Below are 25,910 nucleotides of genomic sequence, written 5' to 3'. Positions count from 1 at the left end.
CCGGCGTTCCAGCTCGAGCGAGAGGTGGCCAGGATGTCCGGTCGATGGGTCCTGGGAGGCGGCCGCCGCGCGATCGTGCTGGCCGGCTTGCTGGCCGGCGCGGTGGCGCTGGGCGGATGCAGTACCGACGCGCCCGGTGGCGCCGCGACCTCGTCCTCGGCGGCCACGACGACGTCGAGCTCGGCGTCGGGTCCGGCGTCGAGCTCGGCAGCGAGCCCGACGACGGCGTCCGGAACCGCCGGCGCCACCTCCGCAGCGCCGCCCACCGGGACTGCCGGCAGTTCGTCGCAGTCGACGTCCGGCGGCGCGTCGAGCGCCGGTACCGGGGGCTCCGGTCAGCTCAGCGGCAAGACCGGCTCGGTGGACGACCTCACGCTGACCGCGGACCAGGTCGCTGCGGTCAAGGCCAAGGGCGGCGACGTCACCGTCGGCATCCTGGCGCCGCTGTCCTCCGAGTACCTGGCGAACGTCGTGGACGGGGCGAAGCAGGAGGCGGCCGCGCTGGGCCTGAAGACGTCGGTCGTCGACTACCAGTTCGACGCCGCCAAGGGCGTGGCCGGTATCGAGAACCTGGTGTCGCAGGGCGTCAAGTACATGGTCGTCGTGCTCACCGATCCGCCGGCCATGATCGGGGCGGTCAAGGCGGCGGAGGCACAGGGTGTGACCGTCGTGCAGTTCGCCGGCGACCAGGTCGCCAAGGAGGCCGGGGGCTACTCCGTCGCCATCAACGACAAGGACCTCGGTACGTCCGCCGGGGAGGCAGCGGCCGCCATCGCCAAGGGCCGCGGCGCGGTGCAGATCGCCATCCTGGACTACCCCAGCCAGCCCAACGTCGTCATCCGCGCAGACGCCATGGTGGCCGCCATCAAGGCCGGTGCTCCGGAGGCCAAGATCGTCGCCCGGGTGACCGGCGGCACGCAGGACGCCGGACTCACCGCGAGCGAGTCGCTCCTGCAGAAGTACCCGGACCTGGGTGGAGTCGTGTCCGTGAACGACGCCGGGGGCTACGGGGCGGTGCAGGCTTTCGAGGGAGCCCAGAAGACCGGGGCGAACGCCTTCGTGGTCGGATGCGACGCGGAGTCCAAGGCGCGCAGCCTGATCGCGCAGGGCGGCATCTTCAAGGCCAGCGTGGACACCCAACCCGGGCTGACCGGCAAGGCGGCGGTCGAGGCCATCGGCAAGCTGATCGCCGGCGGCAGCGTCGCCCAGTACACCACCGTGCCGGTCAAGACCGTGACGTCGTGAGCGCCGGCGGCAGCGCCGCGGAGACCCGTCCGGCCGGCGATGCGACGCCGTCACCGGAGACCACCGCCGAGCCGGTCGTCGGCGCCGACCCGGATCTCGGGACGCGACGCGGACGCGGTCCGGCGCGCCGATTGCTGACCCAGAACGGACTGCTGGTCATCCTGCTGGTCTGGGTCGTGTTCCTGGCGGTGGCGACGGACGGGTTCCTCACCCGCACCAATGTCCTGCTGGTGCTGCGCCAGTCCTCGACGATCGGCGTGGTCGCCATCGGCGCCACCTTGATCATTCTCCTGGGCGAGATCGACCTCTCCGCAGGAGCCATGGTTTCCGTCGCGGGGGTGCTGAGCGCCCGGGCGCTGCTGTCGGCCGGTGTGGACGTCGGGGTGGCCGCTGTCGTCGGGCTCCTCGTCGGTGCCCTCGCCGGGCTGGTCAACGGACTCCTGGTCACCGCACTGCGGATCAACTCCTTCATGGCGACCCTCGGCATGATGAGCGTGCTGGGCGGCGTGGCGTTCCTGCTCACCGGCGGTCAGACGCTGTTCGGCGACGAGCTGCGCCCGCTGGCGTTCCTGTCGAACGGCTACATCGCGGGCATCCCGTTCCCGGTCATCCTGATGTTCCTGTGCTACATCGCCGCCTGGGTGCTGCTGAACCGGACGGGGTACGGAGCCCGGGTCTACGCGGTCGGCAACAATCCGCGCGCCAGCTTCCTGGCCGGCATCCGGGTCGACGTCGTCAAGGCCGGCACCTTCACCCTGGCCGGCCTGCTCGCCGGTCTCGGCGGACTGATGCAGGTGTCCCGACTGAACGCCGCCTCCGGCGGCCTGGGGACCGACCTGCTGTTCCCGGTGATCACCGCGGTGGTGCTGGGCGGGGTCAGCCTGACCGGCGGGCGCGGCCGCATCCAGGACGTGCTGGTCGCGTCGATCTTCTTGGCGACCATTACGAACGGGCTCATCCTGCTCGGTGTGGACGGGTACACCCAGCAGGTCGTCTCGGGTGCCATCCTCATCGCGGCGCTCGCGCTGGACCGGTGGCGGCGGGCGTGAGCGCGGGCGACCCTGCCGCGCCGGCCCTGGTGGTGTCCGGCGTGAGCAAGAGCTACCCGGGGGTCCGGGCCCTGCGCGACGTCTCGTTCCAGATCGCCCGGGGCCAGGTGCACGCACTGGTCGGCGAGAACGGAGCCGGCAAGTCCACCCTCATCCGGATCCTGTCCGGGGTCGAAGCGCCGGACGCCGGCACCATCACCTCCTGGAGCGGTGCCGACCGGCCCACGACACCCGTCGAGGCGCTGCGCCAGGGCATCTCGACGCTGTACCAGGAGCAGAACCTGCTGCCCGACCGGACCGTGGTCGAGAACCTGCTGCTCGGTGCGACCCCGCGGCGGCTGGGCGTGTTCCTCGACGTCGCCGCTGCCCGGGACGTCACCCGCACGGCGTTGCACCGGGTCGGCGCAGGGCACATCGATCCCGGCGCCGTCGTCGGCGGGCTGTCGCTGGCCGACCGGCAGATGGTCGACATCGCGCGTGCCGTCCACCGGAACTGCCGACTGCTGATCATGGACGAACCGACCGCGGCGCTGAGCTCGCGCGAGGTCGACGCGTTGTTCGCGATCGTGGCCGGGCTCGCCGACGACGGCGTGTCGGTCCTGTTCGTGTCCCACCGGCTGGACGAGATCTTCCGCATCGCGCGCGCGGTCACGGTGCTGCGGGACGGGCGCCACGTGCTGACGGCACCCATCGGCGAGCTGACACCCGACGACCTCGTCGACGCCATGGTCGGCGAGGCGGCCAGGGCCGCCCTGCCGCCCCGCGCGCCGCGCCCCAGGACCGGGGAGACGCCGGCGGTACGGCTCCGCGGCGCGTCGGGCCCCGGGTTCCACGACGTCGACCTGTCGGTCCACAGCGGCGAGATCGTCGCCCTCGCCGGCGTGACCGGGTCGGGCAAGGAGGACGTCGGGATGGCGCTGCTCGGCGCAGCCCCGGTCCTGCGGGGCGCGATCGAGATCCGCGGCCGGGCGATCCGCCTGACGCCTCGCCGGGCCATCGCCGCCGGAGTGGTGGGCGTGCCCGCGGACCGCGCTCGCGAGGGCGTGATCGGACCGCTGTCCGTGCGGAGGAACCTGTCACTGCCGTCGCTGCGGACCGTGAGCCGACTCGGCTTCCTGGACCGGTCCCGGGAGCGGGCCCTGGCCGGCCACCAGATCCGGGAGCTGGCGGTCAAGGCTGCCGACCCTTCGGTCGCCGTCGGCACGCTCTCGGGTGGCAACCAGCAGAAGGTCGCGATCGGCAAGTGGCTCGAGCTCCGGCCGCAGGTGCTGGTGCTCATCGAACCGACGCAGGGCATCGACATCCGCGTCCGCTTCGAGATCTACCGGCTGCTCTTCCGGCTGGCCGACGCCGGTACGGCCGTCGTGCTCGTGTCCTCCGACGTGCCCGAGGTGCTCACGCTGGCCGACCGGGTGGTGGTCCTCCGCGCCGGCACCGTCACCGGGGAACTGCCGGCGGCCTCCGCCACCGCCGAATCGCTGCTGCGGATGTCGCTCGGTCGCCGGCCCAGGGACACCGCGCCGCTCCGCACCACCGACCGTGCAGTCAACCGAACAGGCGGCCCACAGCCATGATCGACGCAACGGACACCGGTACCGCCGCCACGGCGACCCGGTTCGACACCGACACGCGCACCCACCGGGACCTCGACCGCCAGGGGTCCACGCTGCGCCGGACCCTCGAACAGCTGCAGGCCACGGAGCTGCCGGACGCCGTGCTGTCCGCACCCCGGTTCGTCTTCACCGGGTGCGGATCGTCCTACTACGCGGGCCTCTCGGCGGCGACCCTGCTGTCGACCCTCTCCGACCGGACGGCCATCGGCGTCCCCAGCTCCGAGCTGTGGCTGCTGCCCGATACCTATCTGTCCCCGGGCAGTGTGGTCGTCGGGGTGTCCCGGACCGGCACCACCACCGAGGTCGTGCGTGCCCTGGAGATCGCCCGCGAGCGTTCCCTGCCCACGGTCGCCCTCAGCCTGGCGGACACCGCACCGCTGCTGGACCTGGCCACCGCACCGATCGCCCTGCGGCACGTCGGCGAGGAGGGACGGGTGATGACCCAGTCCTTCTCCAACCTGCTGCTCGCCGGCCAGTGGCTGGCCGCCGCCGTCTCGCGGGCGGACGGCGACCCGCGTGGCGGCCCCTACCCGGCCGGCTTCACGGCGCTCGTCGACGCCGTCGACAGGCTGCTCCCGGACCTCGAGGCGGTCGCCGCCCGCATCGCCGCGCGCCAGCACGGGCACTACGTCCTGCTCGGGTCGGGACCGACGTCCGCCGTGTGCGCCGAGGGCGTGCTGAAGCTGCAGGAGATGACCCAGCTGCCGAGCGAGTCGGTGGCGGCCCTGGAGTACCGCCACGGGCCGATCGCCGGCCTGTCGGCCCGCACGGCGCTCATCCTGGCGTCCACGCCCGCCACCGCACCGTACGACCGGATCCTGGCCGCCGACGCGGTGACGCTGGGCCACCGACCGATCGTCCTCGCGCCGAGCGGCAGCGGCGGCTTCCCCGCCGAGGCCGAACTCGTCGAGCTGCCGGCGGAGCTGCCCGACTGGCTGTGGCCCAACCTGTACCTGCCGTTCTTCCAGTACCTGTCGTGGCACCGGACGATGCTGCTGGGCAAGGACCCCGAGCGGGTCAACAACCTGGACAAGACGACGTCGCCGGTGGTCGACCCGCATGTCGTCGACCTGCCGCCCGGACCCATCCGTGGCTGAGGCGCCCGTCCGCACGGCCGACGGGACCCTGCCCGAGTGCGACCGCGGCGGCCGGTGGGCACTCGCGATCGACGTCGGCGGCTCGTCCGCGAAGGTCGCACTGGTGCGGGAGGACGGAACGACCTACCCGCAGGCCCCCGTGCCCACCGCCCACCTGCGCGGCTCCGCCCAGCTCCCGGGGCAGGTCGTCGCGATCGCCGCCGACACGGTCCGGGTGGCCCGCGACGCCGGGTTCGACGTCCGCGCCGTCGGGATGGTCGTCCCCGGGATCGTCGACGCGTCGACCGGTCGTGGCGTGTCGTCCATGCTGCTCGGCTGGCGTGACGTCCCGTTCGCCGACCTGGTCCGGGAAGCCACCGGACTCCCGACCGCCGTCGACCACGACGTCCGGACCGCGGCCCGGGCGGAGCTGGCCACCCATCCCGGTGTGCGTGACGCGCTCTTCGTCACCGTCGGCACAGGCGTGGGTGCGGCCGCGCTCGTCGACGGCGAGCTCCGCACCGGGGCACACGGCTACGGCGGTGAGATCGCGCACGTGATCGTCGATCCCGACGGTCCTCCGTGTCCGTGCGGCAAGCGCGGCTGCGTCGAGACGATCGCGTCCGCGCCGGCGATCGGGGCCGCGTACGCACTGGGCGGGGGCGCCTCCTCCATCCCACCGGACCGGGTCCCGACGGTCCTCGACGTCCTTGCCGGCGTCCGGCGCGGGGATCGCGCAGCCGCATCGGTGTGGGACCGGGCCGCCCGGGCGCTGGGCCGGGCCGTGGCGGTCTACAGCGAGATCCTCGATCCTGCACTCGTCCTGATCGGCGGTGGGGTGTCCGCGGCCGGCGACCTGCTCCTCGACCCGGTGCGGGACGAGGTCCACCGCGGGGTCGGGCTGCCCGTCCGGCCCGAGGTCCGCATCGCGGCCCTCGGCAACACCGCCGGCGTCCGAGGCGCAGCGGTGCTGGCCTTCCGGGCCGCCGGGCGACGGTCCCCGTGACCGCCGGCTGGGACGTCATCGTCGTCGGCCTCGGCGGGATGGGCAGCGCCGGCGCCGCGCACCTGGCATCGCGCGGGCTCCGCGTCCTGGGACTGGAGCAGTTCCAGGGCGCCCACGACCGCGGATCCAGCCACGGCAACAGCAGGATCATCCGGCAGGCCTACTTCGAGAACCCGGCCTATGTCCCGTTGCTGCGCCGCTCCTACGAGCTGTACGGCGACCTCAACGCCGACGATCCGGGCATCTTCGTCCAGACCGGAGGGCTGATGATGGGCTCCGCCGGTTCCGCGGCCGTCGCCGGGTCGCTGGCCAGCGCCCGGGAGTGGGATCTTCCGCACCGGATGCTCGATGCCGGTGACATCCGGCGACACTTCCCGACCTTCACCCCGACGGAGGACACCGTCGCTCTCTACGAGGAACGGGGCGGGTTCGTCCGTCCCGAGCGGACGGTGCTGGCACACCTGCGCCGGGCGACCCGGGAGGGCGCCGATCTGCGGTCCCACCAGCGGGTGTCGGGCTGGTCCGCCGACCGGCACGGCGTCACCGTCACCACGGCCGACGAGACGTTCCGGGCGGACCGGCTGGTCCTGACGCCCGGTGCATGGGCGCCGGACCTGCTTGCCGACCTGCATCCCCCACTGCGGGTCGAGCGGCAGCTGCTGTTCTGGTTCCAACCCGTGTCCGGCGTGGGCCCCTTCGCGCTCGGCCGGGCACCGATCTTCATCTGGGAGTCACCGTCCGGGCAGCAGCTGTACGGCTTCCCGGCCATCGACGGACCCGGCGGCGGCGTCAAGGTGGCCTTCTACCGCAATGGTCGTCCCGCCGACCCCGACCGACTCGACCGCGACATCCACTCCGACGAGGTCGAGCAGATGCGGCGGCATCTCGCCGGCACGGTCCCGGCGCTGGCCGGCGGCACCTTCCTGCGTGGGCGGGCCTGCATGTACACCTGCACGCCGGACCTGGACTTCGTGATCGGCACGCACCCGCGCCACGAGAACGTCGTCGTCTCGGCCGGTTTCTCCGGCCACGGGTTCAAGTTCGTGCCGGTCGTCGGGGAGATCATCGCGGACCTCGCCTGCCGGGGATCGACGGAGCACCCGATCGACCTGTTCGCGGTCGACCGGTTCGGCGGCGACGGGTCGGCATCCTGACCCGGTCGGCCCTCGAGCTCGACCCGGCAGCCGGTCGCCCGTCGATCGCCACCGGCGCCCGGGCCGCGCACCGACCTGCGCGGCCCGGCCGCCGTTGCGGGACCGAGGTCAGACGGCGGTGATCGCCCCGGTGACCAGGCCGACGAGTTCCTCGCCGGTGACGTCGGCGGTGCGGACGCCGGTCACGACGGCGCCCGCCCGCATGACCCACACCTGCGAGGACAGGCGCTTGACCTGCTCGAAGTTGTGGGACACCACGAGCACGGTCTGCCCGGCGTCGACCACCCGCCGGATCAGCCCCTCGACCTGCGCGGTCTCCCGGAGACCCAGTGCAGCGGTGGGCTCGTCGAGGACGATCATGCCCCGGGCCCACATGACACCCCGGGCGATCGCCACCGCCTGCCGCTGGCCGCCGGAGAGCCGTCGCACCGGCCGGCCCACGTGCGGCACGTTGACCGCGAGGTCGGACACCAGGCGGTGGGCCTCCGACCGCATCTGCCGGCGGCGCAGGAACTGCACGGGGCCGAAGCCACGCGTCAGCTCCCGGTCCAGGTACAGGTTCTGCCACACGCTGAGCTGGTCGCACAGCGCCAGGTCCTGGTACACGGTCTCGATGCCGTGGTCCCGGGCGTCCTTGGGCGAGCTGAAGTGCACCGGGGATCCGTCGACGAGGATGTCCCCGGTGTCCGGCGGGATGAGACCGGTGATGCACTTGACCAGCGTCGACTTGCCGGCGCCGTTGTCGCCGACGATCGCGGTGATCTCGCCCTGGGCGATCGACAGCGAGGCGCCGCGCAGCGCCTCGACGCTGCCGAACGTCTTGCGGACGTCCCGGACCTCGACCTTCGCGGCGCTCACTTGCGTCCCCTCATCAGCAGGGCCGCGGCGATGACCACGATGCCGATCAGCAGCGGCGAGTAGAAGGCGCTCACGCCCAGCAGGGTGAGCCCGGACTGCAGGAAGGTCAGCAGGATCGCGCCGATGATCGGGCCGACCATGGTCGCCCGGCCGCCGAACAGGCTGACCCCGCCCAGGACCACCGCCGCGATCGCCCGCAGCAGGTAATCCGTGTTGGTCGCCGGCTGGCTGGAACCGATGTAGGACGTCAACAGGATGGCGCCCACACCGCCCATGCCGCCGCAGATCACGTACCCGGCCAGCTTCACCCGGGACACCCGCAGCGCCATGGCCTTCGAGGCGTCGGTGTTGTCGCCGACCGCGAGCAGGTGCATGCCGAACCGGGTGTGGAACAGCACCACGTGCAGCAGGACGCCGAGCGCGATCGCGATCAGGAAGTTGTACCGGATGCCGCCGATGCCGTGCACGCTGACGAACGACAGTGACGCGTCCGGCATCTGCACCGGCTTGCCCTGCGAGGTGATCAGTCCGACGCCCATCACCAGGCTCATCGTCCCGAGGGTGACGATGAAGTCCGGGATGCGTCCCCAGCCGATGATGGCGCCGTTGAACGCACCGACGACCAGTCCGGTGAACAGGGCCACGAAGGCGCACACCCACATCGGCAGGCCCGCGTCGTACGCCAGGCCCATCGTCACGCTGCCCAGCGCGACCGTCGACGCCAGCGACAGGTCGATGCCGGCCAGCGTCACCGCGAACGTCGCGCCCAGCGCCAGCACGATCGGGATGGTCGAGTCCGCCAGCATGCTCGTCAGGCTCGCCCAGGACAGGAACCGCGGGTTCAGGATCGAGAAGACGATCACCAGGACCACCAGGGCGACCGGTGCGGTCGCCCTGGTCCACAGGTCCTCGTTGCCCAGGTGACGCCGGAGCGCCTGCCCGCGGGACGCCGGCCGCGCCTGCGCCGCCGACGGACCGGACGGCGTCGCCGCCGTCTCGGCCGGCCGGGTCAACGTGCCGCTCACTGGAACGGGTTGGGGACGGTGAAGCCGGCCGGCGGGGCCGGGAACGCGGTCAGCGCGGCCTGTGCGTTCTCCTTGGTGACCACCAGCACCGGCGTCTCGACCTTGGCCGGCACGGTCTTGCCGGACCTGGCGGCGGCGCACGCCTGCACGGACTGCGCCCCCATCAGGTACGGGAATTGTTCCACCGCAGCCGGTTCGCCGCCGGCGACGATGTCCTTGAGCTGGTCCTCGGTGCCGTCCACGCCGACGACCGCGACCTTGCCCTTGGAGCCGGCCTCGTCGACGGCCTGCTGGATGCCCAGGGCCATGTCGCCGGACGGCGTGAAGAAGCCCTTGATGTCCGGGTTGGCCAGCAGGATCGTCTTGGCCGCGCTCTTGGCCTTGGCCTTGTCGAAGTCGGCGGCCACCGTCTGGGTCACCTTCAGCTTGCCCTGCACGCTGTCGCTGAATCCCTTGAGCCGGGCGTTGCTGCCGGGATCGCCGACGAGACCGCCGATGAGCGCGACCTGGTCGCCGTCGGAGAGCAGGTCGAGCATGGCCTTGCCGCCGGCGGCGCCCGCCGTCTCGTTGTTCGTCCCGACGTACGTGGTCAGCTTCACCCCGGCCTTCTCGGCCGCGGCGGTGTCGATCGGCAGGTCGAGGTTGACGATCGGGGTGCCGGCCTGCGACACGGGCACCAGGCCGGTCAGCAGGTTGGTCTGGCTGGTCGGGTTGACGATGTAGCAGTCGTACCCGGCCGTCACCAGGGCGTTCAGCTTGGCCGCCTGCCCCGAGTCGTCGTTGACGTTGTCGGCGGCGACGACGGTCAGCGAGACGCCGTCCTTGGTGGCCTGGTCCTGCGCGCCCTTGGCCATCGCGCCGAAGTAGGTGTTGTCCAGGGGCTTGATCACCATGGCGACCTTCATGCCGGCTGCGGACGCGCCGCCGCCCGAGGAGGCGGTGCCGGATCCGCCGGCCGCGCTGCTGCCGGCCGCGCCGGACGCGGCCGTCCCGGTGTTGGTGCCGGACGCTGCCGAGGAGGACCCGGTCGACCCGGCCTCGCTGGACGCGCTGCTGCTGGCTGCACTGCTGCTGGACGAGCTCGAGGAGCCCGCCCCCGGCGACGAGGAGCCGCAGCCGGTCAGCGCGGCGCCGAGCAGCAGCGACGCCGCGGCGAGACCGATGCCCGCCGAGCGCCTGTGGGACAGGTGCATGTGTTCTCTCCTTTGAGTGGGCCGAAGGGTTGCTCACCGTTCGGTTGCAGCGAGTGCCGTCGGTCGTGCGACGGCTCGGACGGGACTGGTGCACCGGCGCAGGACGGCCGGTGCGGACTGTCGGGACGGCGACTACCGCGACGCGGAGCCGAGGACGAGGGGTGAGGAGGTGAGAGGGACGCAGCCGCAGGTGGTTCCGAACTCGATGTCGATGTCCACGGTCACCGTCGTGGGCGGTGACGCGGGCTCGGCCATCCGTCGCTCGAGCAGCTGCATCGACCGTGCGGCGACGTCGGACGCGGGAACCACGCCCTGGGTCGGCCGCAGGCCCGTGACGGTCGCCTCGCCGATGGAGTCGATCGTCGTCAGCAGGACGTCGGTGGGGATCCGCAGCCCCAACCGCGCGATGGCGCCCATGGCGCCCCAGAACATCCGGTTGTTGGTGGTGAACACGCCGAACGGCCGGGTGAAGCTGCGGAACAGCTGCAGCGCACCCGCTGTCGCGTCGTCGGGGGTGCGGTGCCCGGTGCTCACGAAGGCCGGTCGGCCGGCCTTGGCGACGGCGTCCTGGTAGCCGCGTTCCTGTTCCGCGACGACCGAGATCGCCGTGTCGCCGCCGAGAAACGCCACCTCGGTGAGCCGGTGGTGGCGCACCAGGTGTTCGACCAGCCGTCCGGCGGCGCGGCGGTGGTCGGCGAGCACGTGGTCGGCCAGCCCGGCCAGCGACGGCACGGTGCGGTCCACGATGACGCTGGGGATCTCGCGGACGGCGTCCGGCAGGCTGGGCGCCCCGGCCGGCAGGACGATCAGGCCGTCCACCCGGTGCTGGCGGAAGGTGCGCAGGTACCGCTCCTCCTGGCCCCGCTCCTCGTCGGAATCGCCCAGCAGCAGCGTGGGACTCTGCTCGCTGAGCCGCTCCTCGATCGCCCGGGCCAGCAGGCTGTAGTAGCCGTTGCGGACGTCCGGGATGATCAGCCCGATGGTGCCCGACTTGCGGGTGCGCAGGCCCGCCGCACCGGCGTCGCCGACGTAGCTCAGCTCCGCCACCGAGCGCAGCACGCGCTCGCGGGTCTCGGGCGTCACGTTGTTCTGGTCCTTGAGCACCCGGGTCACGGTCTTGAGGGACACCCCCGCGTGCGCGGCGATGTCCACCAGCCGGGCAGGCGGGCGGAGACCCGCGTGGACGGGGTCGGTCACCGTCAGGACCTCCGCTCGGCGCCCGCGGTGACGGGATCGACCGTGGTGAGGGCGGTGATGTCCGCCGGGGGGTACTGCTCCGGTGCCCACCAGCCGGCGGCCACCCCGGCCATCAGTGCCGCGCCCCGGGAGACCGCCTCGCGCTCGGTCGCCATGGCCAGCGGCCACGACGCCCTGTGCATCTTGGCCTCCACCCAGCGCCGGGACCGCAGTCCGCCGCCGATGAGCAAGGTGGTGCCCCGCGTCCCGGTGAAGTCGCGCAGCACCGTCTCGGTGGCGGCGGCCGCCGCCGCGAACCCCTCGAGCGCGGACGCCCACGCCACCTCCGGCGGCAGCCGCAGCAGGTGTGCCGGCACCCGGCCGTCCTGCATGTCGAACAGGTCCGGCAGGGGCAGCGGCTCGGCGTCGACGCGGATGGCCGCGAACTCGATGTCGCTGCGGGTGGTGTCCAGGTGGGCCAGCAGCGACCCCATCGCCAGACCCGGCCGGAGCGTCTCCCACAGCAGCATGTGGCGCGGGGTCCCGGGCCAGTGGGTCACCGTCAGGTCGCCCGGCAGGCCCGGCACGGCAGGATGCCCGGCGCTGAGCCGCGGATCCCACGAGACCACCAGCGGTTCCCCGGTGCCCATGGAGTCGATGACCTCGCCGTGCTGACCGCCCGAGCCGACGACCCCCACCGGATGGTCGTGCCCGGCGATGGTGACCGGGACGCCGGCGGGCAGGTCGGCCCACATCGACCCCGGGGCGCTCACCCTGCCGAGCATGGTGCCGGCGGGCCGGGCCGGCGCCCACAGGACGCCGTCCATGCCGGCCGCCTGCAGGATGGCCTTGTCGTACCGCCCGGTGACGGGGTCGTAGGCACCGCTGGTCGCCGCCAACGACTGTTCCTGGCCCAGCGCGCCGGTCAGCTGCCAGAGCACGAGACCGGCGACACCGGTCCAGGTCCCGGCCAGCTCGGCGCCGTGCCGGGCCAGCCAGCCCAGTTTTGCCACGCTCGAGACGTCCCGGGGCCGGCGGCCGGTGCGGGCGACGAGCTCCTGCACCCCGAACTCCTCGACCAGCCGGTCGACGACCTCGTGACCCCGGTGGTCGTGCCAGGCGATCAGCGGCAGCCCGCTGGGCCCGTCGGGGTAGATGGTCGTCCCGGTCTCCCCCATGCTCGAGATGCCGACGCCCGCGATGCGGTGCCGCAGCTCCCCCAGCTGGTTCAGTGCGGCACCGACGCTGGCGAGCAGGGCCTGCGGCGTCATCTCGACCCCGTCCGGCGTCGTCCGGAAGGGCGTCGGCGCGGTGCCGATCCCCACCGACCGGCCGTGCCGGTCGATGGCGTTGGCCTTGATCGAGGACGTGCCGAGATCGATGCCCAGGAGCAGCTCGTCGCGCATGGTCTGCCGTGTCTCCCTTGACCGTTCGCCGTGACCAACGATGGACAAGCTAACAGGCTCCGCCTACTCTGTCCATCGTTGGTCAGGACGAGCCGGACCACTCATCGCGGGGCCTGCGGGGTCCCGGTCCCTAGGAGAAGACGTGCCCCTCATCACCCTGCGGCAGGCGTTGGACGCGGCTGCCGCCGGCGCGTACGGCGTCGGAGCGTTCAACGTGACGGACCTGGTCCAGGCCGAAGCGGTCCTGGACGCCGCCCGGACCACCGACTCGCCGGTGATCGTGCAGACCATCGCTGGCGCCTCCGCGCACGGCAGCGACGAGGCGTACTGGGAAGCCCTGGTCCATCTGGCGCGGCGGTACGACGACATCCCCGTGGTGCTGCACCTGGACCACGGGGCGACCTTCGACGACTGCGCCCGCGCGATCGCCGCCGGGTTCACCAGCGTGATGATCGACGGGAGCCTGCTCGAGGACCGCGTGACGCACGCGTCCTTCGACGAGAACGTCGCAGTGACCCGGCGTGTCGTCGAGTACGCGCATGCGCGCGGTGTCTCGGTGGAGGGCGAGCTCGGCACCATCGGCGGGTCCGAGGACGGCGGGGCCACCGTCAAGGAGATCGTGCTGGCCGACCCGGACGACGCCGAGCGTTTCGTGGCCGCCACCGGCGTCGACGCGCTGGCCGTGGCGATCGGGACCTCCCACGGCGCCTACAAGTTCACCAGCCCGCCGGACGGTTCGGTCCTGCGCATGGACCTCATCGCCGAGATCGCCGCCCGGGTGCCGGGCACCCATCTGGTGATGCACGGCTCCTCGTCGTTGCCGGCCGACCTGCGCGAGGAGATCAACGCGCACGGCGGGGCGCTGCCCGAGTCCTGGGGCGTCCCCGAGGACGAGAAGGCCCGGTCCACCAAGCTCGGCATCCGCAAGATCAACCAGGGCATGGACTCGCACATGGCCTACATCGCCGCGGCACGCAGGTTCCTGGCCGAGAACGGGATGGCCGCCGATCCGGCTCCCTTCGAGCGGGCCGGTCGGCAGGCCATGGAGCAGATGGTCGCCGACCGCATGCACGTGTTCGGCCAGGCCGGGCAGGCCTACCGTCACCGCGGCGTCCGCGAGCCCGTCGCCGCCGGAGCCTGAGACCGCCGCCCTGCCGCCCGGTTCGCGTCGGCGGGCCGGGGCGGCGGGCAGCGTCGCCCCTCGGTGACGCCCGTCCGGGGCGGGACGGGACGCTGCCGCTCACCGGTCCGACGCGCGCTCCCGCCACCCGACGTCCTGCTCGGAGGTCCTGAGCCCGGGGTGCGGCAGGGTGCGGCAGAGCGTCCGTCGTGACCAGGACCGAGGTCCGGGATCTGGTCGACCCGGGAGGGCCCTGCAGACCAGGACGGTCCGGCGGTGTGCCGGAACGGGCAGACCGCGCGGACCGCGGATGCCTCCCGGCGCTGACGCCGCCGGCGGCTCTGCCGCCGTTCACATCCCGGCGGAGACAGGTGTGGCCGGGCCGGTCCGCAGACCGCACCCGGGCGCACCACCTCGCCGGTCAGGCGTTCGTGAACGGAATCCGCTGCCAGTCGAGGACCCGGGTCCCCCGCGGCTGGATGGTGACCCTCAGGTAGTCGTGGGCGTTGTCCGAGCCGTCCACGGTGATCCGCTGCAGGTTGTCGGCGGACGCCGTGATCCCGTAGAACTTCAGCCACGCCGACCCGGCCGCCAGCGGGCGGTCGGCGTTGTAGAGGTGGCTGTCGCCGTTGAACAGGTACACCGGCCCGTGGAAGGCGCGGCTCTCCTGCACGATGGCCTGCACGATCGGCTGGAAGGCGAAGTAGTCGGCGAACGCGGGATCCGTCCCCGTGGGGTCGAACATGTCCGCCTGGGTCATCAGCACCACGGCGCGGTCGTGCCGGTGCCGGGCGTCCGAGAAGGTCTGCCGGATCAACTGGATGCCGGCCGCCGTCCGACCCAGCACCTCGGCCGTCTGCTCCGGCGTGGGTCCGGTGTTGCCCGTCCACGGCGCGAGACTGTTGTTGCTGCCGACGATGTGCACGGCCGCGAAGTCCACCCCGGCACGGTTGTACTTGACGTTCTCCGGGTATCCCTGCGCGCCCTGCGAGCAGACCGCGACCGCGTGCCTGCCCAGCGTGCGTCCGGGCCGCGGGAAGAACACCGAGCGCACGGCGGCGAGCCGTTCCAACGGGTTGTAGCCGCCGTTGTTGGGCCGGTGGCAGTCGGTCCACTCGTTGTCGCCGATGGTGTAGACGAAGGGGTCGTCGAAGCGGTCGAAGTCCTGCTTGATCGCCCGGAAGTAGTCGTCGCTGCAGACGGAGGACCCGTTCTTGATGTCGCCGAGGTGCGTCACCATCCGGACCTCGGGATCCGCGTTGATCTGCGCGACGGCCTGCGGGAAGCTGGCGATCTCCGCAGCGCCGTAGGGGATGTCGCCGATGACGGCGAAGGTCCACGGGCCGGCGCCCTTGGTGCCGGCGGCGGGCGGGGCCGCCGCGTCGGCGACCGGGCCGCGGGGTGCGGCGGCGACGGCCTGGGGCAACGCCGGTCCGGTGACGAGGGCGGTGAGGACCACCGCGGCGAGGGCTGCCGGCCGCCAGGAACGGCGACGCCGCGGTGCGACACGGTCTTCGGTGGCCAGTGGTTCGACGACGAGCTGTGCAGGCAAGACTCTCTCCCCGAGTTGACGGCGGCATCCGGATGGATGCGGAGAACCTTCGAGCCGGCGCCTGTCCGCCGGGTGAACGCGCGGCGGCCACCGGCTGAAGGGCGGCTGAGCCTTTCTCCTCACCCGCTGTAGGAGTCGCCTCGGCGGTCCGGCCGACCCGCCGGACCGGCCGCGGCGGCCGTCGGGACCGGCCGGCGGGTCCGGCGACCTCTACGCCGCGCCGCCGAAGGGGTGGTCGATGACGTACTTCCAGCTGCCGTCGGCCTGCCGGCGGGCCACCTCGTCGGTCACCCCGCGGAGCTCGACGGGGTTGCCGGCCTCGTCGCGGCCGCCGTCCATCTCGAACGCCACGCTGCTCAGCACCAGGTCGCCCTGCACAAGCCAGTGCCTGGGGGTGTACTGGAGCCGGCCGCCGAGGGCCAGGAACCAGCGCATCGCCGACTCGATGGCAGGGAGTCCGTGGACGGGTGCGGCGCCGGGACCGGGCACCAGCACGGCGTCCGGTTCGTACATGGTCATCAGCCGCGGCAGGTCGCCGGCGTTGAAGGCGTCGGCCCACTCCTGGTTGAGCTGGTGCGGCAGGTCTCGGGTGGTGTCCATGGTCGGTGTCTCCTCGTGGATTGCTGGTGGATGCGCTGACATCTCGGGGTGCCGGTCGTCGTGCCGGGCACGCCGCGCCCGACCGGGCTGCGCGGCGGCGGTGGGGTATGTCGTCGGGATACTCACCCGGCCGTCAGGGTCGCCGGGTGCCGTGCACCTGCAGCGCCCGACGGGCGTAGATGCGCGGCGCGATGCGCGGCAGGATCAACCGCGGGAGTGCCGGCGCGGTCTTGAGCATGTCCCGCAGCACCGCGGGATCGCCCTCGTAGGCGAACGTGCCGAAGGCCAGCGGCAACACGGATTTCGGCATGGCCGCCACCCCGGCATCGCCGAGCGCGTGCCACTCGGCGGGGGTCACGTGGCAGGCCGCCAGTGGCAGGACGTACCGCTCCTCCGCGGCGAGGTGCTCGTCGAGCACCTCGTGGAGTCGCTGCAGAGCGGCCATCAGCTCGCCGCGGGGGTCGGCGCTCGCGTCGCGGACCCACCGGGCCCGCGCGGCCGTCACCTCGGACAGCACCGCGTCGATCCGTTCGTGCTGCGCCTCGACGGTGTCCAGCAGCTCCAGTGCCGCGGGCGGGACCCGGTCCCGCAGCTTGGGCCAGAGCAGCTCGTCCTCGCCGGCGTGGTGGTGGTGCAGCATGTCGCACAGGAACCCCAGGTGCCGGTCGACGGCCGCGGCGCGCCGGGCGGCTCCCGGCGCCACCCGGGCGACCGCGTCCGGGGCGAGGCGGAACTCACGGAGCAGTGCGGTGTGCACGACGAGCATGTCGCGGACGTCGACCAGCGGTGCTTCGGTGTCGGGGGTGGCATCGCGATCGAGAACCACTGCGGTGTCGGCCTGGGCGTCGTCCTGGCCGGCAGCGGATCCTTGGGACTGGTGGCAGATCCACCGTCCGGTCTCGTGGTTCCACCAGCAGCGGCGGGTGTGTCGGTGTGTGTCGGTGACCATGGGACAAGCCTCTGCGGCGCCGGGCGCCGTGCCCATCCCAGAAAACTGGGGACTTCGGCCGCCGCACCGGGACGGTGGGGTTCCGCTGCGGGCCGCCGTGGGCGACGATGTCCGGATGATCCCCGCGCGGCCCCGCCCGCTGGCCGAGGTGCTCGCGTCGACGACCCGGAACTGCCGCGACATGGCGTCCCTGGCCGACGCGGTGTTCCGGGCCGTGCGGCTGGCGGTGCCCTACGACTTCGCGTGCCTGGCCACGGCCGATCCGTCCACCGGCCTGATCAGTTCCGCGTTCAAGTCACGCGCGCTCGAGGTGGGTGACGAGGAATTCGCGGCGGCCGAGTACGCCTACGCCGACATCAACCAGTTCGCCGACATCGTCCGTCGGGCCGACCCTGTCGCCGTGCTGTCCGTCGACACCGGCGGCCGGCCGGACGACTGCCGGCGGTTCCGGGAGTTCCTCCGACCACGGTTCGGCTTCACCGACGAGCTGCGGGTGGTGCTCCGGGCCGCCGGGCTGACCTGGGGCATGCTGGCGCTGTACCGCGGTCCGGGCGACCCGCCGTTCACCCCTGCGGACGGACGCATCCTGTCGGCCGCCCACGGTGCCGTCGCGGACCTGATCCGGCGCACGGTCTTCGGCGCACCGCCCACCGCAGCGAACCCCGCCGACGGTCCCTCGGTCATCGTGGTCGACGACGCCGACCAGGTCACCGACATCACGGCCGCCGCCCGGGTGCACGTCGACGACCTGGGCGGCTGGGACCACGGCTCGCTGCCCGCCTGCGTGCTGGCCACCGTCGAGGCCGCCCGGCGGACGCCCGAGCTGGCGATGACCCGCGTGGCGGCCCGCTCCGGGGGTTGGCTGGTCGTCCGGGCCAGCACCTTCGGCCCGGCAGCCGCGTCCGGCGAGCGGACCCCGCACACGGCCGTGGTCACCATCACCGCGGCCACCGCCGCCGACACCAGCGCCATGGCACTGGCGGCCCGCGGACTCAGCCCGCGTGAGCAGGACGTCGCGGGATACGTCCTGCAGGGTGCGGCCACCTCCGCCATCGCCGGTGCCCTGCACCTGTCCCCGCACACCGTGCAGGACCACCTGAAATCGATCTTCGTCAAGCTCGGCGTGAACAGCCGCCGGGAGATGGTCCGCCAGCTCGTGCTGAGCTGACCGGACCGCGCCGGCGACCCGGCGGTTCGGACCGTCCGGGCGCACCGCGGCCCGTCACGTCCCCACGAGAACGGCCGTCGGCGAACGGGTGTCCACCCGTCGGTGGACCGTCGACCCATCAGGACAGCAGCGGATGAGGGGACGGCACCGAGATACGCGCCGGGGCAGGCTCTTTCTTGCCGGGCCGGACAGCCCGACGGACACCCGAAAGGCTCGGATGCCCAATCTCCCGAGGAGAATCCGACATGAGGTTCGCATCACGGGTCGCCGGAGTCACGCTCGCCAGTGCCGCACTGTGCGGCATCGGCGCGGGCGCGGCGTTCGCCGGCACCCCGACCCACCCCGGCCCCGACACCACCGTGGGGCAGCTGCGACCGGTGGTCCCGGCGGCGCACCAGTCGTCCGGCCACCTCGGCAAGGCCCTGTACTCGCGCGGTTTCGACGTGGTGAACCTGTCCCAGCACCCGATGGAACTGATGCAGTACGGAACCCCCGAGGGCGCGGACGGAACCCTGGACAGCGCCCCGCCGATGGGGTCCATCGTCCAGCCCGGCCAGTCGCAGCACTTCGAGGAGACCTACTGGTTCACCAAGAACACCGACATCCGGGCCATCTACCTCGACGTCAAGCCGGACGGGACACCCGACTACGCCAAGGGCGCCGTCTACTTCGACTTCCTCGTCGACGGTGGCGGTGGCACCTCGTCGACCTCCGGTGCGCTCATCGACAGCGACGTGCAGGTCGACGCCGACAACACCACCGACACGATGACCGACCCCGCCGGGACCACCGTCACCTTCACCCCGGACCAGCAGGAGGCCGCCGCCAAGAGCCTGGTGCAGCTCTGCCAGGACTCCCACCGCGCCACCTGCTCCTTCACCCCGACCAGCGACGACGCCAGCGGCAAGGTGTTCTCGCCCGAGGTCCGGCTGATCAGCAGCAACAACACCTCGCCGACCGAGGACGGGCTGCTCGAGGTCGACCGGGGCCAGGACTTCAGCACCACCGACACGTGGGGCATCAGCGCCACCGTCGACACCAACATCGCCGACATCGTCAACGCCTCGGTCTCGGCGAACTACCAGCACAGCTGGACCACCACCAGCAGCTTCCTGGCCAAGTACTCCCACCCCGTCGCACCGCAGACCTACGGCGAGATCGTCGAGCAGGTGCCCGTCGAGCGGGTGACCGGCAACTTCCAGGCCACCCTGGGCAACACGACGTTCCAGTTCGACGGTGTCACGTTCGACAACCCCATCCCGGGCGGCAAGGGCCAGTACAACTACAACTGGCATCCGCTCGCCGGCTGACCTCCACCGGCCGGTGCACACCGGCGCCCGAACGGCCCGCTCCCCGAGCGGGCCGTTCGGCGTCCCCGAAAGCATCGATCTCCGAGGGACTTTCGGTGTAGCGCGGGCGGGTGGGGCGACCGGGCCTCAGGTCCAGGCCAGCGCCGAGCGCTCGGTCCAGTACCTCTGCGGCGACACGGCGATCGCCCGCAGCCGCTCGCCCGTCACGTCCGGCACCCGCGCCCGGGCGTTCGACGCCAGCTGCTGCGGCGTCACCGCACCGGACAGCACGACGTCGGCCCACGGTCGGGCCAGGGCCGCGCCGATCGCGAAGGCGTCCATGGTCTGGCCGTCGGCGGCGGCCAGGCGGGCCACCGACGGCAGGGCGGCGCTGTCGGTGAGCCGGCCGTTGGCCAGCACCTCCTTGACCACGACCAGCCAGCCCGCGGCGTGCGCCCGGCCGAGGTCCTCGCCCGCGGACTGCTCCAGCAGGTTCCAGGTGCACTGCACGACCGTGAACGGCCCGTCCGGCAGCGCCAGGGCCTGCGCGAGGACGTGGCGCTGCGCCGGGCCGCTGGTCGACAGACCCACCCGGACACCGCGGTCGGCCAGCCGGCGCAGGCGCCCGAGCAGCGCCGGGTCCCCCAGGGCGGGACTCTCCGGGGTCACCGAGTGGACGAGGTAGACGTCCGGCTCGCCGCCCAGCGCCGACACGGTCAGCGGCCACTGCCGGTCGAACATCGCCGGGCTGTGGTCCTTGCGCTCGTGGACCGCCGCGTCGGTCCGCCACCCGCCGACGTACTCGTACCCCCACTTGGACCCGACGGTGACCGCCGGACGGCGGTCCGGGTGCTCGGCCAGCCAGGACCCGAGGAACTGTTCGGCGGCGCCGTACGACCGGGCGGCGTCGAAGTACCGGATGCCGGCGGCCCAGGCGTCGTCGAGCAGGTCCTGCGCCCGGTCCCGCAGCGCCTCCACCGATCGCGTGGCCGGGTCACCGAGGTCGGCCGCGCGGCCGCGGGTGATGTAGGCGGGCCGGCCGATCGCCGCCAGCCCGAGTCCCAGCCGGGGCGCGGCCGGCAGGTCCGTGGTCACCGCCGGACCGTAGCAACCGGCGCACCGGCCGGCCCGAGGCGGCAGGACGGTCGGGGCGGTGACCGCGCCGCGCGTGGCCCGCTACTCCCCCGCGATCAGCCGGTGCACCAGCTGCATCTTGCGGACCACCGCCGGCGGCAGCACGAACGGGTACAGGTCGGCGTGCCCCATCGACCGGTTGATCATGTTCAACGACCAGGTCAGCGGCGTCCACAGCTCGAGCAGGTGAGCCAGCCCGGCGTCGCCCGGGACCCGGGCGGTCAGCGTCGCCGCCGCTGGCGCCATCGCGAAAGCTGCTGCGGTGTCCAGGGTGTCACGGATGTGCAGGTAGTGCGCGAAGGTCTCGGCCCAGTCCTCGGCGGGGTGCATGGTGGCGTACGAGGACACGTACCGCTCGCTCCAGCCGTCCGGCGCACCCTGGCTGTAGTGCCGGTCGAGGGCGGCCTGGTAGTCCGCGTCCGGATCGCCGAACAGCTCCTCGAACTCCGCCCGCGCCGGGCCGTCGCCCACCAGCACCATCCAGTAGTAGTGGCCGATCTCGTGCCGGAAGTGGCCGAGCAGCGTGCGGTACGGCTCGTCCATGGCCTTGCGCAGCTGCTCGCGGTGCGCGTCGTCGCTCTCGGCCAGGTCCAGGGTGATCACCCCGTCGGCGTGCCCGGTCATCACCCGCTCCTGCTCGCTGGAGAGCAGGTCGAAGGCCAGCCCGGTGTCCGGGTCGGCGTCCCGGCCGACGATCGGCAGGCCCAGCTCGGTGAGCTCGACGACCAGTCGGCGCTTGGCGGCCTCGGCGGCAGCGAAGGCGGGCAGGCCGACGGCGTCGCCGTCGGCCGGGCGGGTGCGGGTCAGCGAGCAGGACAGGCACAGACCGGCCTCGGCCGACTCCGCGGCCAGCCAGTTGCACCGGGCGACGGGCGCGTTGGCGCAGACCCGCCGGGCGCTGCCGTCGGTGGTGGCACCCCGGTCGTCGACCGCGCGGAACTCGACCAGGTCGACGTCGAACCCCAGGTGGCTGCCGCAGTTGAGGCACTGCGAGTTCTCGAAGGCCAACTGCTGCCCGCACGCCGGGCATCGGAAGTCACGCACCGGTCACCGTCCTGTCCGTCTCGCCGCGGCCGCCGGTCGGCGGCCGCGGTCGGTGCCCGGCGTCCCGCCCCGAGGCGGGGACCGCGCCAGCCCGACTGTTCCGGGTTACCGCATCCCCGCCGGTGACGCCATGAGCTGCGTCACGGGACCGGCTCGTCAGGGGTGCCGCCGCCGGCCGACGGACCGGTTCCGGCGTCGTCGAGCGGCCGGGTGTCCACGGACACCGTCATCCGGCTCTCCCGGGCGTCGGTGAACAGGACGCCGCGCAGCGGCGGGACGTCCCGGTAGTCCCGGCCGACGGCGACCGTGACGTGCCGCTCGTCCGCGCGGGTGTCGTTGGTCGGGTCGCTGGCGAGCCAGCTGCCGTCCGCGAGGCGCACCGCGACCCACGCGTGGCTGGCGTCCGCGCCGACCAGCCGGGGACGGCCCGGTGCCGGCCGGGTGGCCAGGTACCCGGAGACGTAGCGCGCCGCGAGACCCTGCGACCGCAGGCAGGCGACCGCCAGGTGCGCGAAGTCCTGGCAGACGCCCTCGCGCCGCCGCAGCACCTGGGACACCGGCGTGCCGACCACCGTGCTGCCGGGGCGGTACCGGAAGTCGGCGTGGATCCGCCCGGTCAGCTCGTCGACGCCCTCGCCGATCGGGCGGCCGGGGCGGAACGAGTCGGCGGCGTAGCGGCGCACCTCGTCGGTCACCTCCACCAGGGGCGACGGGAGCACCAGGTCGGACGCCACCGGGTCGACGCCCGGGCCACCGGGGCCGGCCGGCCGGTCCGCCCACGACCCCGGCCGCGCCGCCTCGAACGGCAACCCGGCGACCGCCGGGTCGGGGTCGGACCGCCGCACCCGCACCGTGGACACACCGGTCACCACGAGCCGGCGGTGCGCGGTGGTCACCTGGAAGTAGCTGTGGGTGTTGCCGAACACGTCCGCGGCGTCCGCCGCGTCCGACGGCGCCGGGTCCACCGTCCACCGGTGGTCCAGGCAGTCCTGCCACGGCAGGTCGCGCGGCCGCAGGTAGCCCCGTCCGTACGACGCGGACACCGCGTCGGAGTACCGGTAGGTGGTGCGGTGCTCCACCCGGTAGAGCTGCTGCGACGGTCCGTGCGCCGGCCCGTCGGCCGCCGGGTCGGGCGTCGCGCCCAGCGTCGCCGACGGGTGTCGCGGACCGTCCGCGACAGGACGGTCCAGGGCGGGACCGTCCAGGGCGCGACCGTCCGAGGAAGGGCCGGTCACCGCGCGGCCACCTGGTAGGGATCCAGCTGCCGCATCGGCCGGGAGTGCCGGAAGTGGGCGGCGGCGACCGCGTCGCCGAGTTCCCGCAGGGCGCCGTGCACCTGGTCGAGGAAGCCGGTCAGCGCCACCCGCCGGCCGTCCCGCTCCACCTCCAACCCGGTGGCGTCGGCCCGGCGCAGCAGCGCCGCCAGATCCTCGGTGAGCCGCTCCGGCCGGGACGCGCCGCCGGCGTCCGGCAGCGCCCGCAGGTCCTCGGCGACCGCGTCGACCTGGTAGGCCAGCGAGCGCGGATTCGCGGCGTCCAGGGCGAGCAGGTCCAGCACCGACGCGACCCGGAACCGGCCGCGGTACCGCCGCCGGTAGGTGACCCCGGACTCGGCCGCCGCGAGGACCGCCTCGAGCACCACCTCGTCGACCGCCGGGCCGTGGACCTCCCGCACGGCGGCGCGCAGCACCGCCGACAGCTGCTGGGCCCGTTCGAGGCGCCGGCCGATGTCCATCAGCCGCCAGCCGGGGTCGCGGACCATGTTCTCGGCCGACAGCCCGGACAGCGCCAGCATCCCGGACAGCACCGCCGCCTTCGTCGCCTGCAGCTGCGCACCGGTGTCCTCCTTGGCCGCGTCCAGCTGCGCCATGGCGCGGTCGACGGCCGCCAGCACCATCCAGGTGTCGGACGAGAGCTGGTCCCGGACGGAGCGGGCGGTCTCCTGCAGGCCGGCGAGGGACTGGGCGACGGTGCCCGGCACCCGGCCGTCGAGCACCACCGCCCGCAGCGCTGCCAGCGGGTCCGAGGCCGAGACGTCCACCGCCGCACCGGAGACCTCGGTCACCGCTCCGAGGAGCACGGCCACCGCGCCGGCCTCGGGATCGTCGGGGCGGAACCGGTAGCTGTCCACCAGCTCCCGGGTGGCGAGGAGCAGCCGTGTCAGGTCCTCGGTGCGTTCGGCGTACCGGCCCAGCCAGAACAGGTCCTCGAGCACCCGCGGCGACGCCACGGCCGCAGCGTCCCGCGGCGCACCGACCGGGACGGTGTCCAGCCGCACCACGGCCGCGGACGCCGGCGCGACCGCCGGCGGCCGGACCCACACGTCCTTGGCGGCGACAGCGGCGGCGACGGTGGCAGCAGCGGCGGCGTGCGGGCGGCTGTCGCCGGTGCCGTCGGACGGCTCCCGGAGCACCCGGCCGAGCCCGCCCGGCAGCACCAGGTACCCGGTGGGTTGGGCGACGACGAACGCCCGCAGCCCGACCCGGCGCGCGACGAGCCGGTCGCCGACCACGACCGGGGCCTCCGCGAAAGGCGCGCGCTCCTGGCCCACCCAGCGCGCCGGTTCCGCGGCGATCCTGGCCCGCAGCCGCTCGCGCCCGGCCGGGGAGAGGGTGGCCGGGTCCACCGTCGGGCCGCGCCCGGTGGGCCGCAGCACCAGCTCGTCGAACCGCGCCAGCACCTGCCGGAGACCGTCCGGATCCCCGCACCAGACGGTCGGCACCGACGGCAGCAGCAGGTCCTCGGCGAGCAGGGCACGGGCCAGCCGGGGCAGCAACGGCAGCAGGCCGGGGTTCTCGACCGCGCCGCTGCCCAGGGTGTTGACCACCGTGACCGTGCCCCGCCGGCACGCCTCGGTCAGCCCGGCGACGCCCAGCTGGGAGCCCGGCCGCAGGTCCAACGGGTCGGACCAGGCGGCGTCCACCCGGCGCAGCACCACGTCCACCGGCTCGTACCGACCCAGGGCGCGCATCCACAGCCGGCCGTCGCGCACCGTCAGATCGGCGCCCTCCACCAGCGGGACACCGAGCAGCGACGCGACGGCCGCCTGGTCGAAGGCGGTCTCGGACAGGCTGCCCGGGCTCAGCAGCACCGTCCGCGGGTCGTCGGCGTGGTGCGGCGCGACCGCCTGCAGGGCCAGGTTGACGGCTCGGAAGAACGGGGCGAGGCCGCGCGGGGCGCTCTGCCGGAACAGGCCGGGCAGCACCCGCGACACCACCCGCCGGCCGGCCACGGCGTAGCCCGAGCCGGACGGGGCCTGCGCCCGGTCGCTCACGGCCAGGAAATGGCCGTCCGGGCCGCGGCACAGGTCCACCGCGTGGAAGAACAGCTGGTGCGCGCCGGGGATCCGGATGCCGTGCGCCGCCCGCAGGTAGTGGTCGTGGGCGTACACCAGCTCGGCCGGTACCAGGCCCCGGCGGACCAGGTCGCGGTCGCCGTAGAGGTCCTGCAGCACCAGGTCCAGCAGCGTCGACCGTTGGGCCAGTGCGGTCTCCAGGCGCTGCCAGTCCGCGGCGTCCACCACCAGCGGCACCGGGTCGAGCGGCCAGGGTTGCGGCGCCACCGGCGTCGGGTCGGCAGCGTCGGTGCTTCCGGCGCCGTCGGCGGTGTCGGCTCCGTCGCCGCTGCCGACCGGGACGTAGGTGACGCCGCCGTCCGCCAGCAGCCGGTCGACCTGCTCGGTGAGCGCCGGCAACCCGCCCGGGCCGATGTCCTCCAGCGCACGGGCGACCTCGGCCCAGCCGGGCAGCAGGGCGCTGCCGGTCCCGGTCAGCTCGTCCCAGGCGGGCCCCGTCGGAGGTCCACCGGCGGCCGGGAACGGCCCGGTGCGGTTCCGGTAGCCGTCCACCAGCGGGCCACCGGTCCAGGACCCGGCGGGGGCGTCGACCGCGGTCACCAGACCCCCCGGGTCGCCGACGCTCCGCCGCGGCGCCCGGTGCCCCGTGCTGCGCCGAGCGGCCGTGCACGGCAGGACGGCTTCACGTGTGCCCCTCCCCCGCCGTGGCGACCCGTCGTGCCGGCTCGGTCGCCGCGGGATGGACCTGCGGGCGCCCGGCAGGCACGGCCGCGCAGCGGCGCGCGAACCGGGAGCAACCCGGACCGTCCTGCTGGCCGGCGCGCTGCGCGGCCGTCCCGATCGTAGAGCCGGCCCGGAGTCCGGCTGCCCCGTCGCGACGTGCCGCGGCTAGGTGTACCCGGCCAGGACGTTGGTGACGGCGGGGCGGCTTGAACGTGGGAGAACCTCCGGGTGGGGT

22 protein-coding genes are annotated in these 25,910 nt (G+C 73.6%); 10 read left to right on the top strand and 12 right to left on the bottom strand.

Annotation, left to right across the window (positions count from 1 at the left end; translation table 11 throughout):
* Positions 1-33: 33 nt before the first annotated feature.
* From IEY37_RS20640 to solA, 6 genes are read left to right on the top strand one after another with little or no spacing between them, the layout of a single operon-like run.
* Positions 34-1,245 (top strand): sugar ABC transporter substrate-binding protein, encoded by a 1,212-nt coding sequence (locus tag IEY37_RS20640; protein WP_188944824.1) that lies wholly within the window; start codon positions 34-36, stop codon positions 1,243-1,245.
* Positions 1,242-2,294, top strand: coding sequence for an ABC transporter permease (locus IEY37_RS20635; RefSeq protein WP_188944823.1), 1,053 nt, complete (start codon positions 1,242-1,244; stop codon positions 2,292-2,294). The genes IEY37_RS20640 and IEY37_RS20635 overlap by 4 nt, the downstream gene beginning before the upstream one ends.
* Complete coding sequence (locus IEY37_RS20630; RefSeq protein WP_188944822.1) at positions 2,291-3,868, top strand: sugar ABC transporter ATP-binding protein; 1,578 nt, start codon at positions 2,291-2,293, stop codon at positions 3,866-3,868. The genes IEY37_RS20635 and IEY37_RS20630 overlap by 4 nt, the downstream gene beginning before the upstream one ends.
* On the top strand, positions 3,865-5,004 hold the full coding sequence (locus IEY37_RS20625) for an SIS domain-containing protein (RefSeq protein ID WP_188944821.1): 1,140 nt from the start codon (positions 3,865-3,867) through the stop codon (positions 5,002-5,004). The genes IEY37_RS20630 and IEY37_RS20625 overlap by 4 nt, the downstream gene beginning before the upstream one ends.
* Positions 4,997-5,989 carry an ROK family protein gene (locus IEY37_RS20620; RefSeq protein ID WP_188944820.1) on the top strand — a complete coding sequence of 331 codons (993 nt, stop codon included), beginning with the start codon at positions 4,997-4,999 and terminating at the stop codon, positions 5,987-5,989. Before IEY37_RS20625 ends, IEY37_RS20620 begins: the two co-directional genes overlap by 8 nt.
* Positions 5,986-7,143, top strand: coding sequence for an N-methyl-L-tryptophan oxidase (gene solA, locus IEY37_RS20615; RefSeq protein WP_188944819.1), 1,158 nt, complete (start codon positions 5,986-5,988; stop codon positions 7,141-7,143). Before IEY37_RS20620 ends, solA begins: the two co-directional genes overlap by 4 nt.
* Positions 7,144-7,251: 108 nt before the next feature.
* On the opposite strand, the gene IEY37_RS20610 is transcribed toward solA, so the two are convergent.
* The 3 genes from IEY37_RS20610 to IEY37_RS20600 are packed head-to-tail and all read right to left on the bottom strand — an operon-like array spanning position 7,252 to position 9,919.
* Positions 7,252-8,001 carry an ATP-binding cassette domain-containing protein gene (locus IEY37_RS20610; protein WP_188944818.1) on the bottom strand — a complete coding sequence of 250 codons (750 nt, stop codon included), beginning with the start codon at positions 7,999-8,001 and terminating at the stop codon, positions 7,252-7,254.
* Positions 7,998-9,026, bottom strand: a complete 1,029-nt coding sequence (locus IEY37_RS20605; protein ID WP_188944817.1) for an ABC transporter permease — start codon at positions 9,024-9,026, stop codon at positions 7,998-8,000. Before IEY37_RS20605 ends, IEY37_RS20610 begins: the two co-directional genes overlap by 4 nt.
* Positions 9,023-9,919 carry a substrate-binding domain-containing protein gene (locus tag IEY37_RS20600; protein ID WP_188944816.1) on the bottom strand — a complete coding sequence of 299 codons (897 nt, stop codon included), beginning with the start codon at positions 9,917-9,919 and terminating at the stop codon, positions 9,023-9,025. The genes IEY37_RS20605 and IEY37_RS20600 overlap by 4 nt, the downstream gene beginning before the upstream one ends.
* Before the next feature lie 10 nt (positions 9,920-9,929).
* On the opposite strand from IEY37_RS20600, the gene IEY37_RS20595 reads away from it, so the two are divergent.
* Positions 9,930-10,235: a hypothetical protein gene (locus IEY37_RS20595; protein WP_229674717.1), complete on the top strand. Its 306-nt coding sequence runs from the start codon at positions 9,930-9,932 to the stop codon at positions 10,233-10,235.
* A 116-nt stretch (positions 10,236-10,351) separates the two neighbouring features.
* On the opposite strand, the gene IEY37_RS20590 is transcribed toward IEY37_RS20595, so the two are convergent.
* Both IEY37_RS20590 and IEY37_RS20585 read right to left on the bottom strand, forming a co-directional pair.
* A complete protein-coding gene (locus tag IEY37_RS20590) occupies positions 10,352-11,416 on the bottom strand; it encodes a LacI family DNA-binding transcriptional regulator (protein WP_188944814.1) in 1,065 nt (354 codons plus the stop codon).
* Positions 11,417-11,418: 2 nt separating this feature from the next.
* Positions 11,419-12,801, bottom strand: coding sequence for an FGGY family carbohydrate kinase (locus IEY37_RS20585; RefSeq protein ID WP_188944813.1), 1,383 nt, complete (start codon positions 12,799-12,801; stop codon positions 11,419-11,421).
* Between the two features lie 142 nt (positions 12,802-12,943).
* On the opposite strand from IEY37_RS20585, the gene IEY37_RS20580 reads away from it, so the two are divergent.
* Complete coding sequence (locus IEY37_RS20580; protein ID WP_188944812.1) at positions 12,944-13,942, top strand: ketose-bisphosphate aldolase; 999 nt, start codon at positions 12,944-12,946, stop codon at positions 13,940-13,942.
* Between the two features lie 400 nt (positions 13,943-14,342).
* Here IEY37_RS20580 and IEY37_RS20575 read toward each other — a convergent pair whose 3' ends face one another.
* The 3 genes from IEY37_RS20575 to IEY37_RS20565 all read right to left on the bottom strand — a co-directional run bounded on the left by IEY37_RS20575 (position 14,343) and on the right by IEY37_RS20565 (position 17,022).
* Complete coding sequence (locus IEY37_RS20575) at positions 14,343-15,473, bottom strand: hypothetical protein (RefSeq protein WP_229674716.1); 1,131 nt, start codon at positions 15,471-15,473, stop codon at positions 14,343-14,345.
* Positions 15,474-15,683: 210 nt separating this feature from the next.
* Positions 15,684-16,073: a YybH family protein gene (locus IEY37_RS20570; RefSeq protein WP_188944811.1), complete on the bottom strand. Its 390-nt coding sequence runs from the start codon at positions 16,071-16,073 to the stop codon at positions 15,684-15,686.
* Positions 16,074-16,206: 133 nt separating this feature from the next.
* Entirely contained in the window at positions 16,207-17,022 is an 816-nt protein-coding gene (locus IEY37_RS20565) for a hemerythrin domain-containing protein (protein ID WP_188944810.1), read from the bottom strand.
* Positions 17,023-17,137: 115 nt separating this feature from the next.
* On the opposite strand from IEY37_RS20565, the gene IEY37_RS20560 reads away from it, so the two are divergent.
* Positions 17,138-18,190 carry a helix-turn-helix domain-containing protein gene (locus tag IEY37_RS20560; protein WP_188944809.1) on the top strand — a complete coding sequence of 351 codons (1,053 nt, stop codon included), beginning with the start codon at positions 17,138-17,140 and terminating at the stop codon, positions 18,188-18,190.
* Positions 18,191-18,435: 245 nt separating this feature from the next.
* On the top strand, positions 18,436-19,500 hold the full coding sequence (locus IEY37_RS20555) for a hypothetical protein (protein WP_188944808.1): 1,065 nt from the start codon (positions 18,436-18,438) through the stop codon (positions 19,498-19,500).
* 126 nt (positions 19,501-19,626) lie between these two features.
* Here the strand turns inward: IEY37_RS20555 and IEY37_RS20550 are convergent, their stop codons facing one another.
* From IEY37_RS20550 to IEY37_RS20535, 4 genes are all read right to left on the bottom strand, one after another.
* Entirely contained in the window at positions 19,627-20,574 is a 948-nt protein-coding gene (locus IEY37_RS20550) for an aldo/keto reductase (RefSeq protein ID WP_188944807.1), read from the bottom strand.
* Positions 20,575-20,655: 81 nt separating this feature from the next.
* Positions 20,656-21,657, bottom strand: coding sequence for a zinc-binding metallopeptidase family protein (locus IEY37_RS20545; protein ID WP_188944806.1), 1,002 nt, complete (start codon positions 21,655-21,657; stop codon positions 20,656-20,658).
* 140 nt (positions 21,658-21,797) lie between these two features.
* Positions 21,798-22,802, bottom strand: a complete 1,005-nt coding sequence (locus IEY37_RS20540; protein ID WP_188944852.1) for a transglutaminase family protein — start codon at positions 22,800-22,802, stop codon at positions 21,798-21,800.
* An 86-nt stretch (positions 22,803-22,888) separates the two neighbouring features.
* Entirely contained in the window at positions 22,889-25,552 is a 2,664-nt protein-coding gene (locus IEY37_RS20535; RefSeq protein ID WP_188944805.1) for a circularly permuted type 2 ATP-grasp protein, read from the bottom strand.
* Between the last annotated feature and the right edge of the window lie 358 nt (positions 25,553-25,910).

It is taken from the genome of Nakamurella endophytica, from assembly GCF_014646215.1.
In the GTDB taxonomy this organism is placed as follows: Bacteria; Actinomycetota; Actinomycetes; order Mycobacteriales; family Nakamurellaceae; genus Nakamurella; species Nakamurella endophytica.
Note: the sequence above shows the minus strand (reverse complement) of the source record. Positions and strands in the feature narration are given on the sequence as shown.

Excerpts from the sequence above, each read along its gene's own strand:
- IEY37_RS20640 (WP_188944824.1), top strand. The coding sequence starts at position 34 with ATGTCCGGTCGATGGGTCCTGGGAGGCGGCCGCCGCGCGATCGTGCTG.
- IEY37_RS20625 (WP_188944821.1), top strand. The coding sequence starts at position 3,865 with ATGATCGACGCAACGGACACCGGTACCGCCGCCACGGCGACCCGGTTC.
- IEY37_RS20600 (WP_188944816.1), bottom strand. The coding sequence starts at position 9,919 with ATGGTGATCAAGCCCCTGGACAACACCTACTTCGGCGCGATGGCCAAG.
- IEY37_RS20595 (WP_229674717.1), top strand. The coding sequence starts at position 9,930 with ATGCCGGCTGCGGACGCGCCGCCGCCCGAGGAGGCGGTGCCGGATCCG.
- IEY37_RS20585 (WP_188944813.1), bottom strand. The coding sequence starts at position 12,801 with ATGCGCGACGAGCTGCTCCTGGGCATCGATCTCGGCACGTCCTCGATC.
- IEY37_RS20570 (WP_188944811.1), bottom strand. The coding sequence starts at position 16,073 with ATGGACACCACCCGAGACCTGCCGCACCAGCTCAACCAGGAGTGGGCC.
- IEY37_RS20565 (WP_188944810.1), bottom strand. The coding sequence starts at position 17,022 with ATGGTCACCGACACACACCGACACACCCGCCGCTGCTGGTGGAACCAC.
- IEY37_RS20560 (WP_188944809.1), top strand. The coding sequence starts at position 17,138 with ATGATCCCCGCGCGGCCCCGCCCGCTGGCCGAGGTGCTCGCGTCGACG.
- IEY37_RS20555 (WP_188944808.1), top strand. The coding sequence starts at position 18,436 with ATGAGGTTCGCATCACGGGTCGCCGGAGTCACGCTCGCCAGTGCCGCA.